Below are 10,575 nucleotides of genomic sequence, written 5' to 3' on the forward strand. Positions count from 1 at the left end.
ATTACTGCTTACCGCTTAGTGTCCAATCACTTGAGAGAGGGAAATTTACACGTCCGTTTACCTTCCAACTATCGTCAAACGACGAGATCTCAACAAACCACGGTCCCTCAATTGGCTCGGCAAGATCAATATGATAAATGCCCGCTTGGTTCGGATTCACCATCGCATTGATGTCTTTCCGCTCTAGCGTGCGGTGTTGGACATGTACCCGAAGGGTTGGGAAACGTTCAAGTTCGCCTTTATTGAGCGCAATGCGTAATGCGTCCGGCGTCGTCGATAGACTCGCGGAAACCCCTTTTTGAGCCGCCACACGAAGTTTAGAAAGGTCGACGTTAATCGCTTTTCCTTTTTTATAATAATCTTCAGCCACAAGCGACACTGAGTTCAATGAGAACACTGTCACTGTGAGCAAACTGGCGACAACAACAGAAGCGGGAAGCGCGATAAGGAACCAAGGCCAGAACTGCTTGTACCAGGGCTTTATCATGGGGAACACCTTTGCTTGAGCGTTAAAAAAAGCCCCTGCGGAACAGGGGCCATGTTCACACGTAAGTGCTTATTTTACTTCAGGGTTACTCAAACGCCATACATAAGCAGAGAGCAACTGAATTTTTTCTTCACCGAGGATATCTTTCCACGCAGGCATCACACCTTGGCGACCGTAGCGGATAGTGTCTTCAACTGCACGGCGAGAGCCACCGTATAGCCAGACGTTATCGGTGAGGTCTGGTGCGCCGAAGGCAGGGTTACCTTTACCATCTGTACCATGACATGCAGCACAGACAACAAAGCGCGTCTTACCTTTTGCGGCCATTTGCGCGTCAACCTTACGACCAGAAAGACTCAAGGCATAGGCAGCGACTTCTTTTACGCCGTCTTCACCCATGGTGTCTAACCACGCTGGCATATTACCTTGGCGGCCGTGCATCAAGGTTGCCTTGATGGTTTGAGGCTCACCGCCGTATAACCAAGCGTCGTCGGTCAGGTTAGGGAAGCCCGCTTGGCCACGCGCATCAGAACCGTGGCATTGTGCACAGTTTTGAATAAACAAACGTTGACCAACCTTTAAGGCTTCTTCGTTATCCGCAATTTGCGTAATAGGGCGAAGCGTTTTCCCGTCTTCTTGGTAAGCAAGCTTACGGAAGGCTTCACCGAACACTTTGTCTGCGGCTTCTAGTTCCATCGCGTACTGGTTGATGTGCTGCGCTTCTTGCGCTTTCGCCATCAATTCACGCGACTCCTCGACACTTCTTATATCCTGATAAGAACTTTTCCAACCTAGAACGCCGGCAAAGTTACCTAAACCTGGATACAAGATTAAATACCCAATCCCAAACACTAACGTGGCCCAAAACATGTAAGACCACCACTTGGGAAGTGGGTTATTCAGCTCACGAATACCGTCGTAGTCGTGACCCATATCATCCCCTTCGGCAACACCCATCTTATCTTTGGTCGTCCAAATGATAAGGGCTGCACACCCTGCAATGGTGCCGAGTACGATGATTGTTACAAAGAGACTCCAAAACGTACTCATTCGCGATTATCTCCTGTCTTGTCTTTGGACTTATCCTGGTCCTCATCGGCGAACACCAGATTGGCCGCATCATCAAAGTGCTTTTTGCGACCTTTGCTGTAAGCCCAAATAACGATCCCAATGAAGCTAACAAATAGGACTACTGTCCAAATACTATGAAAGGTGCCGATATCCATAGGCCCTCCTTTTTTACTTCATTGCATGACCGAGTGACTGAAGATATGCAATCAGTGCTTCGATCTCTGTTTTACCTTCAACTGATGCCTTCGCATTCGCGATGTCCTCATCGGTATATGGCACACCGAATTGGTCACGGAACAGCTTCAACTTAGCAGCAGTGGTTTTCCCATCTAGCTTGTTTTCAGCAAGCCAAGGGAAACCTGGCATGTTTGATTCAGGCACTACGTCACGCGGGTTAATCAGGTGGACACGATGCCATTCATCAGAATAGCGGCCACCCACACGTGCAAGGTCAGGACCTGTACGCTTCGAACCCCATAAGAACGGGTGTTCCCAAACACTTTCACCAGCCACTGCGTAATGGCCGTAACGCTCTGTTTCTGCGCGGAAAGGGCGCACCATTTGGCTGTGACAGACATTACAGCCTTCACGGATGTAAATGTCACGCCCTTCCATCTCTAAGGCTGTATACGGACGAAGGTTATCTACCGGTTCAGTGGTTTGCTTTTGATAGATCAGCGGGGTGATCTCGACCAGCGCACCAAAACTGATTGCAACGATAATTAAAATCGCAAGCAGACCGGTATTTTTTTCAACGATTTCGTGGCGATTGGCACTCATTTATTCGTTCTCCTTATACCGCAGGCTCAAGCGACTTCAAGCTAGCTTCTGGCGCACGAATCGTTTTGTACGCGTTATAAGCCATCAGGAACATCCCTGAGAGGAAGATTGCACCGCCGATAAAGCGGACGAAATAGAACGGATATGAGGCCTCTAGTGATTCCACAAAACTGTAGGTGAGGGTGCCGTCAGTGTTCACTGCACGCCACATCAGACCTTGCATCACACCAGAAATCCACATTGCCACGATATACAGCACAGTACCAATGGTAGCGAGCCAGAAATGGACGTTAACCAGTGATACGGAGTACATACGTTCTTGGCCAAACAGTTTTGGAATAAGGTGGTAAATGGAACCGATCGATACCATCGCAACCCAACCCAAAGCACCAGAATGCACATGTCCAATGGTCCAATCGGTGTAGTGCGACAATGCGTTGACCGTTTTAATTGACATCATTGGGCCTTCGAACGTGGACATGCCGTAGAACGACAAAGAAACGATCAAGAAGCGCAAGATTGGGTCATAACGCAGTTTATGCCATGCACCAGACAGGGTCATAATACCGTTGATCATACCCCCCCAAGATGGAGCAAACAGGATCAGCGACATCACCATACCCAACGACTGGGTCCAGTCAGGCAGTGCTGTATAGTGGAGGTGGTGAGGCCCCGCCCAGATATACAGTGAGATAAGTGCCCAGAAGTGAACAATAGACAGGCGATATGAGTACACTGGACGACCTGCTTGCTTAGGCACAAAGTAGTACATCATACCTAGGAAGCCAGCCGTCAGTAGGAAACCTACCGCGTTGTGTCCATACCACCACTGCACCATGGCGTCGACGGCGCCGGCGTAGATAGAGTAGGATTTCATCGGTGAAACGGGGATCGCCATGCTGTTAACAATATGCAGTACAGCAATGGTCAGGATAAAGGCACCGAAGAACCAGTTCGCAACATAGATATGAGAGGTCTTACGCTTAATCAGTGTTCCAAAGAACACAATCGCGTATGCCACCCATACAACAGCAATAGCGAGGTCAATTGGCCACTCTAGCTCTGCGTACTCTTTCGAGGTGGTATATCCCATAGGCAGCGAGATTGCTGCGGCGATAATAATGGCTTGCCAGCCCCAGAAGGTAAACTCTGCTAACTTCCCTCCGAATAACCGTGTTTGACACGTACGTTGCGCAACGTAGTAAGACGTTGCAAACAGCGCACTGGTACCGAATGCAAAGATCACTGCGTTAGTATGCAGTGGGCGCAAACGGCTGTAGGTCAAATACGGAATATCAAAGTTCAGCGCAGGCCACACCAACTGAGCGGCAATAAGTACACCTACTGCCATGCCCACAATACCCCACAAAATAGTTGTTAGGGTGAATAAGCGGACAACGCGGTAGTTGTAGTCTTGTTCAAGCTGCTTAACTTGGCTCATATTGCATGCTTCCACTTTTTGGTTAACTACACTCACGTTTGATACGGACGAAGCCTCCGCTTCGTCTTGTTACATACCATCCCAAAGGACATCATCCGTCGCGTACGGTTTTTAACCGCTTTGCTCGCTCCGTTGCTATTTCTTTGTAAAAATGGCATTTTCGGCCAGAATCATACTGTAGATAATGGGTGAAAAACAGGGGCTAACCCACACACTCAGTACGGCTTACCCCTCTTTCTTATAAAACTTTGACCTCTGTAACACGGAAAAACCTAATTATGGCAGCAGAAAAACTTACTAAAGGCCGACTCACGCAAATATTGGTGATGCTTACACTTTTAATCTCCGCGTTCATTTGGCGCACCCTTATCTATACGCCGGGACTTTCGAGTATAGACTGCGATGGTCACCAAGGAGTTTGTGGCACATCACATTCCCCGAAATTGCTTAGCTATCAATGGCAAGAAGAGGGGGGTAATTTAAAATTCTTTTTAATATCAGAGACAAAGCCACATGTTGCCTACTGGTTGGCAGGTGGCGCACAAGCGCCGCAAGTCGCAGAATCGTCAGAAGAAACCCCAGAAGGCGTGCAACGAGTTTGGCAGTGGACATCAGAGACTCGGCCAGAGGGTCAAGACATGTTTGTGGTTGTCATTGATCAGTATCAATTCAACTTTAATTACCTAAAAAAGCCCAATTGATATGCGTGTAAATTCACTTTTTAAGGGATAGGTGTCGTATATTTACTAGAGTGGTATTTATCTAAAGACTTCTCTAATTCTTTTTTATTTACTCTGTTAAAGCGTTTCACACATTCTGTATCGGGTTTGTGTGCTGGGCCATTTGGATTAAGTGATTGGAGCATGACAAAGGCGGGCTCGTGAATACAGGCCGCCATCAAATCATGCCAACCCACGGCAGATAAATATGCCTGACCGTGCTCAAGGAGCACGACAGCACCATGAAGAGACCCCATTTGCCGACAGCATTCTTCCAATACTCTAAGGGTTTCACTCGCCGAAGGTTGCGCTTCACGAAAGCGAGCACGAGGCTCGTCTGCGACGATGTCCAAGCCGTTGGTTATTCGGTGATCGATCAAGATGGGAATGAAGCCTTTGCCGGCGAGTTGATGAGACAAAACGGCACCGAGTTTGCAGGCTCCACCTAGCAGCGCGATAGGTCGACAGTCCATGTTTTTTTGTCTATCCGTAACAAGGTTGCACTAAGGATACGCGAGATTAGGTGCAATTTCAGCCACCTAAAGCGATGAATTCGACGCCTAATGTGCGTATCATGACTATTCTTACTCATTAATGTGTCATTAAAACATACGGGTTGTATGAAAATAGCGACAGCACATACGCGACTAAGCGATGCGAGCCAAGCAGCACACGCCCTGGCTCGTTCGCTAAAAGCACGATTAACCGCACCACAGCTGTTAATGGTGTATTTTACCGAGCAATATAATGCCGATCAGCTTCGAGAGACATTATCTGAACTGTTTCCGGAAGCCCAAATGGTCGGCTGCTCAACCTGTTGTGGTGTGATGACACAAAGTGGCTATATAGAAGGGCCGTCCATTGCTGTCTGGGCGTGTAATGATGAGAAAGGCTGCTATGGTTCCGCTTTGGTGCCGCACGAACCCCATCGTCAAGTCGCCGACTCCGCGCGTATTGCTTTGAACCAAGCGATCGAAAACAGTGGCCGATGTGGCGAGTTACCCAAACTCATTGCACTTCATAGCACCCCTGGTGAAGAAGAACATACATTGGCCGCGATTCGAGAAGAGCTTGGGGTTGCGGTGCCGGTGATCGGTGGCTCAGCTGCCGCGGATAGTGTGCAAGGGCAATGGCGTGTCTTCGATAGCCAACGCACTGCAAATACAGGGGTAGCGGTTAGTGTGTTTTATCCGTCTGCAAGAGTCAGCTACTCGTTTCATTCCGGCTACGCAGCTACTCAGCGCAGTGCAACAGTGACGGATGTAAGAGGGCGCCAATTGGTTAGTCTTGATCACCAGCCCGCGGCAGAGGTCTACAAAGCATGGTACGAGGCGGAAACCGGTATCGCCTTCGATACACAACAACCAGTGTTTACGCAATCCACATTGTATCCGCTGGGCACCCAAACTGGCACCATTCATGGTCTACCTTATTACACATTGACGCATCCAATGGCATTTAATGAGCAAGGCCATTTAGAGCTATTCTCTCAGCTCGAAGTCGGTCAATCGGTGTATTTGATGTCTGGGACCAGCGAAGGATTGGTCGCGCGCGCTAGCCGAGTAGTGGAATCAGCCAATGATCATGCGTTGCGACAGCCTGAACCCTTAGGGGGATTAGCGATTTACTGTGCAGGATGCATGCTGCATGTCAAAGACAAGCTAGAGCAAGTCGCTCACAATATCAATATTGCGTTATACGATGCGCCTTTCGTTTGTCCGTTTACCTTTGGCGAGCAGGGCTTGTTTCAAGGTGGCGAGTTGTCTCACGGTAATTTAATGATCTCAGCTGTGCTATTTCACAAGGATTAATCATGGCGTCGCAACGACTCACTGCGTCTGCTCGCTCAGACTCAGAATCGCTCCAAGAAACATTGTTCGAACTCAGTCGCGTCGAGGCGAGAGAAAAGCGTCTGCGTGAAGAAAACGATGCCATCTTATCTGCGATTTCAGCAATGACAGAAGCGACGACTAAAACGGATATCTTTGCCTCGCTATTAGGTGTGATCCGTCGCTATGTCAGCTTTGATAGCGCCTTAGCCTTGAGCCGAAACCGAGAAACTGAAGACGCGTTCCGCTGCCTCGTAGCGACAGACAGTTCTTTGGAAACCGTGACTTGGCAAACGGGGGAGGTGTTTCGCCGTTGTGTCCGCGGTGAGACTGTCGCGATTTATAAGCCAGGGTTGGTCAAAGAACTGCACTGTTTGACGCACCAGTATGCTGGATATATTAATGGAACAGCACTGATCAGCGGCCTGACTGTTAACGACAGTGAAGTGATGTTGGTTTTGTTGTCGCATCGCCGCGATTCATTCAACGACGAAGCCCAGCAAGTGTTAGACAGATTTCGTCCATTAATCCAACGGACGATTATGGATATCGATTATCGTCACCGCCTGCACACGCTGGTTGGGATCCGCACCCAAGAGCTCAATGCAAGTCGTCAACGTTTTCAAGATTTTGCCCAAACAGCTAGTGATTGGTTTTGGGAATTAGACAACAGCTTTCATCTTACTTACCTTTCTTCACCGTCAACCGATGCGGATATCGATCCGGAAGCGCTACTTAATAAAATTAAATCAGATACGGCGCTGAAAGCACGCTTAGAACGACTCATCCGCCACGAGAAAGCATTCAGTGATATTGAATGGCATATGCGCGCTGGTACAAATGATTATTGGGTAAGTTTGTCGGGCCGTCCCTTTTATAATAAACGGGGAGAATTGGTTGGGTATCGCGGCACGGCCAAGGATATTACCACCACCAAGCGTCGTGTCGAAGAGCTACAACAAGCACGCCAACAAGCAGAGTTAGCCAATAATGCGAAGTCTCAATTTTTGGCGGTGATGAGTCATGAAATACGAACCCCGTTAAACGCGGTACTGGGGTTGATTGACGCACTGCAACATTCTTCGCTTAACGCTGATCAAATGGCATGGGTAGGGCAGATGGATAAATCAGCTCAATTGCTCTTAACGCTTATTAGCGATGTGCTTGATTTATCAAAAATTGAATCCAATCGCTTTTCTCTGTCTCCCTCCGTTATGCGTCCTAGTGACAGCGTCACAAATGTCTATCAGCAATTGGTGGATCGTGCCGATAAAAAACATATCTACTTATCCATGTCGGTTTCATCTGTGGTTCCAGAGACGATTTTTATGGATGAAAATCGCTTTACGCAGATCTTACTGAACCTTATCGGTAACGCACTCAAATTTACTGATCGTGGTGGTGTCACCGTATCTCTTGATGCCGAACAGCACACGTTGGTGTTATGGGTGAAAGATACCGGCATCGGTATCGAAGAAAATCAACTCGCGCGGATATTCGATCCCTTTACTCAAGCAGATGGCAGTATCACGCGCCGTTTCGGCGGAACAGGATTAGGGCTGTCTATCTGTAAAAAGCTGGTTGAAATGATGGGTGGGACCATCAGCGTGCAAAGCGAGCCAAACCAAGGAACAGATTTCTGTGTTCGTTTGCCCATCATTGCGCCTCCCGATGGCGCATTACCGCCGGAACAGCCAAAAAAAGATGAAAATCATGATGATGTAGTGCCTCCAATGACGATTTTAGTGGCCGAAGACAGTCGCGCCAACCAAATGGTGGTGAGACTCATGTTGGAAAAGCAAGGCCATCGAGTCATTTTGGCATCCAACGGTGAAGAAGCCGTTCACCATATTCAGCAACACCTCGATGATTTTGATTTAGTGCTCATGGATATGTCGATGCCAGTGATGGACGGCATTGCCGCGACCAAGGCATTACGGATGGCAGGCTTTGACAAACCAATTATCGCGCTAACGGCTAACGCGATGGACGAAGACCGCCGTCGCTGCATTCAAGCGGGCATGAACGACTTCGTCACCAAACCGGTCAGAGCAGAAAGCCTCCATACGCTGCTCAGTGACTACAAGCCCGGATTACATACCGAGTAACTCGCGCTAGCCATTGCGAGGTCTAATTACAATGAGTTGAATCGGTTTATACCAAGTTGGGATAATCAGATTAAAAGAAGTAGTAATTAGCTATTTTATGGTAAATAGCTAATTACGTTTAATGGCACGGATGAAGTAGAGAAGCGTATGGTTAAGTGGCAGATATCACAATCAATCAGCCACTATATTTAACATAATATATATAATGCGAACTGAGACCAGTGTTCCAAGGATAGCGCCAATACCATCAAACCAAGGCTAAGTCCCTGAATACTCTGCAAACCTTGGTTATGTAGCTTTCCCAAAACGTTCTCCCATGCTTTCTTTGTTTGTTCTGTTTTAGCACGGTCAGCCGCTACTTTTACTAATACTTCCTCAATATTTAAACCTGCACCTTTAGCAAGAATAACTGCTGATTTTTCAGTTAGATAGCGCTTACCCTTGCGCATTTCACTGATGTTCGACGGCGTAACACCTAAGTCCGGCGCAATCTGCTTATCTTGTGTGTAGTTTTTTGCCTTTTTATAGGCATCTAGCAGCTCAGAATGAAACATAGACAATCCTCCAATACGCTCAGTTTACTTGCAATTCTCAAAAAAACGAATCTTGTAGTTTTCAACTTTGGTAATTACAGTTTTCAAAAATGAGAATATCCAGATTTGAGAATAGCAGGTATTTAGATGACTCATGCATTCATTCAGCCCACCATTGCCCAGCGCGAACGCACACAGCATCACGTCTGTCCGCCGCGCTTTGACGCTGACACGAATGAATTCTACTTCACAGCGCCCACGGTCGAATCTGCACGCAACACCAATGACCGTGACACCACCATAAACCCACACAGAATGAGTGCTGTCGCGTGCTCACTCTGGGACCGTCTTGCAGCTACCGACGTCAACGAGCACAAAATCAGGCTCACGAACTGGCGCGATCCGGTTTACAACATCATCCGCCGTCATGGGGAYTTCGGTCATTCTCTGCTTACTGGTTTTCTCCACGCGCAACGTAAAAACGGCTACATCAACGCKCTTCGTGATATTAAGGCCGCAGATGARCGACTGACAGCGCGTGCATACCGCTTTTCGAGCAATGACGAAGATTTATGCGAAACAGCCAAGGCGTTTAGTCGCAAAATCATGCGCAAGACCGCACCGATTCACGACGACGAACACGCGTTCAGCGTCGCTGCTGAGTTACTTGAAGACCTCGGTTTGTCATTCCGTGACGAACTCATTGAYGAAAAACGCGARTCWGGCGAACTCCGAGCGCTCGTTAATCGTGCCGCTGATGAAATCTGGATACGTCGCCARCTTCGCCGCCGCAGYGCRATTGARCTTGAGCGTGTCGCCCGAGATTTAAACCTCGTACATCGCGACGCCTCGCCATACTGCTCAAAAGCAAACCTGCACCGCGCCAAATACCGCACCGAAACCAACAAAGCCATGTTGCAAAACACAGTTGCGGTTGACGAATCCGACCCTGACAACTTCTTCACCTTGTTTGAGCTGGCCGCCAAATCCCCGTCTAACGAACACATTCGCATGTGCGAGATGTTCACCCGTTTACGCGGCTTTGAAGAAATCGCGCAGGAACTGGGGCACGACGCCACCTTTATCACTGCTACCTGCCCTAGCCGCTTTCATGCTGTGAGCCAAGGTGAACCCAACTCTAAATGGCTAGAGGCTGGCAAACCCACAACCCAAGACGCCCACGATTACCTGTGCGGCGTCTGGCAAAGCGTTCGAAAAGCCCTCGATAAGCTCAAAATCAAATTCTATGGTATGCGTGTTGTTGAGCCGCATCACGACGGCTGTCCGCACTGGCACATGTTGCTGTTCTGCGACCCACGCCATACCGACACCATCATCGACGTGTACCGCCGTTTATCACTGCACGATTCACCCACCGAGCAAGGTGCAAAACGCCGCCGTTTTGTGGTTGAGCGTATCGACTGGTCACGCGGGAGCGCCGTTGGCTATATCGCCAAATACCTCAGCAAGAATATCAGCGGCCAACATATCGCGAGCGATAAAGAGACGTCGCTTAACGGCACCGACGCAGCCAACGCCGTCCGCACCTTTGCCCGTGTGAATGGCCTGCGCCAATTTCAATTCTTTGGTGGCCCATCGGTCACGAC

At 48.7% G+C, this 10,575-nt stretch carries 11 protein-coding genes; 4 read left to right on the forward strand and 7 right to left on the reverse strand.

What is annotated here, in order from left to right; all coding sequences use genetic code 11:
- Position 1: 1 nt before the first annotated feature.
- From BZJ18_RS08790 to ccoN, 5 genes are all read right to left on the reverse strand, one after another.
- A complete protein-coding gene (locus BZJ18_RS08790; protein ID WP_077456154.1) occupies positions 2-487 on the reverse strand; it encodes a FixH family protein in 486 nt (161 codons plus the stop codon).
- Between the two features lie 69 nt (positions 488-556).
- Positions 557-1,537 carry a cytochrome-c oxidase, cbb3-type subunit III gene (gene ccoP / locus BZJ18_RS08795; protein WP_077456155.1) on the reverse strand — a complete coding sequence of 327 codons (981 nt, stop codon included), beginning with the start codon at positions 1,535-1,537 and terminating at the stop codon, positions 557-559.
- A complete protein-coding gene (locus BZJ18_RS08800) occupies positions 1,534-1,713 on the reverse strand; it encodes a cbb3-type cytochrome oxidase subunit 3 (RefSeq protein WP_077456156.1) in 180 nt (59 codons plus the stop codon). Before BZJ18_RS08800 ends, ccoP begins: the two co-directional genes overlap by 4 nt.
- Positions 1,714-1,726: 13 nt before the next feature.
- Entirely contained in the window at positions 1,727-2,338 is a 612-nt protein-coding gene (ccoO, locus tag BZJ18_RS08805) for a cytochrome-c oxidase, cbb3-type subunit II (RefSeq protein WP_077456157.1), read from the reverse strand.
- A 13-nt stretch (positions 2,339-2,351) separates the two neighbouring features.
- The gene (gene ccoN, locus BZJ18_RS08810; protein WP_077456158.1) at positions 2,352-3,779 is read right to left on the reverse strand and encodes a cytochrome-c oxidase, cbb3-type subunit I; all 1,428 of its coding nucleotides are present in this window, start codon (positions 3,777-3,779) and stop codon (positions 2,352-2,354) included.
- Positions 3,780-4,057: 278 nt separating this feature from the next.
- Here ccoN and BZJ18_RS08815 point away from each other — a divergent pair, with 278 nt between their 5' ends.
- Positions 4,058-4,480: a hypothetical protein gene (locus BZJ18_RS08815; protein ID WP_077456159.1), complete on the forward strand. Its 423-nt coding sequence runs from the start codon at positions 4,058-4,060 to the stop codon at positions 4,478-4,480.
- A 20-nt stretch (positions 4,481-4,500) separates the two neighbouring features.
- On the opposite strand, the gene BZJ18_RS08820 is transcribed toward BZJ18_RS08815, so the two are convergent.
- Positions 4,501-4,971 carry a hypothetical protein gene (locus BZJ18_RS08820; RefSeq protein WP_077456160.1) on the reverse strand — a complete coding sequence of 157 codons (471 nt, stop codon included), beginning with the start codon at positions 4,969-4,971 and terminating at the stop codon, positions 4,501-4,503.
- Positions 4,972-5,118: 147 nt separating this feature from the next.
- On the opposite strand from BZJ18_RS08820, the gene BZJ18_RS08825 reads away from it, so the two are divergent.
- Both BZJ18_RS08825 and BZJ18_RS08830 read left to right on the forward strand, forming a co-directional pair.
- Entirely contained in the window at positions 5,119-6,309 is a 1,191-nt protein-coding gene (locus BZJ18_RS08825; protein WP_077456161.1) for an FIST signal transduction protein, read from the forward strand.
- 2 nt (positions 6,310-6,311) lie between these two features.
- A complete protein-coding gene (locus BZJ18_RS08830) occupies positions 6,312-8,435 on the forward strand; it encodes an ATP-binding protein (RefSeq protein WP_077456162.1) in 2,124 nt (707 codons plus the stop codon).
- Between the two features lie 188 nt (positions 8,436-8,623).
- On the opposite strand, the gene BZJ18_RS08835 is transcribed toward BZJ18_RS08830, so the two are convergent.
- Complete coding sequence (locus BZJ18_RS08835; RefSeq protein ID WP_077456163.1) at positions 8,624-8,989, reverse strand: DUF3693 domain-containing protein; 366 nt, start codon at positions 8,987-8,989, stop codon at positions 8,624-8,626.
- A gap of 126 nt (positions 8,990-9,115) precedes the next feature.
- Here BZJ18_RS08835 and BZJ18_RS08840 point away from each other — a divergent pair.
- The coding region (locus tag BZJ18_RS08840) for a replication endonuclease (RefSeq protein WP_131825273.1) at positions 9,116-10,575 on the forward strand (1,460 nt) is incomplete at its 3' end.

The organism is Salinivibrio sp. IB872 (assembly GCF_001995345.1).
In the GTDB taxonomy this organism is placed as follows: domain Bacteria; phylum Pseudomonadota; class Gammaproteobacteria; order Enterobacterales; family Vibrionaceae; genus Salinivibrio; species Salinivibrio proteolyticus.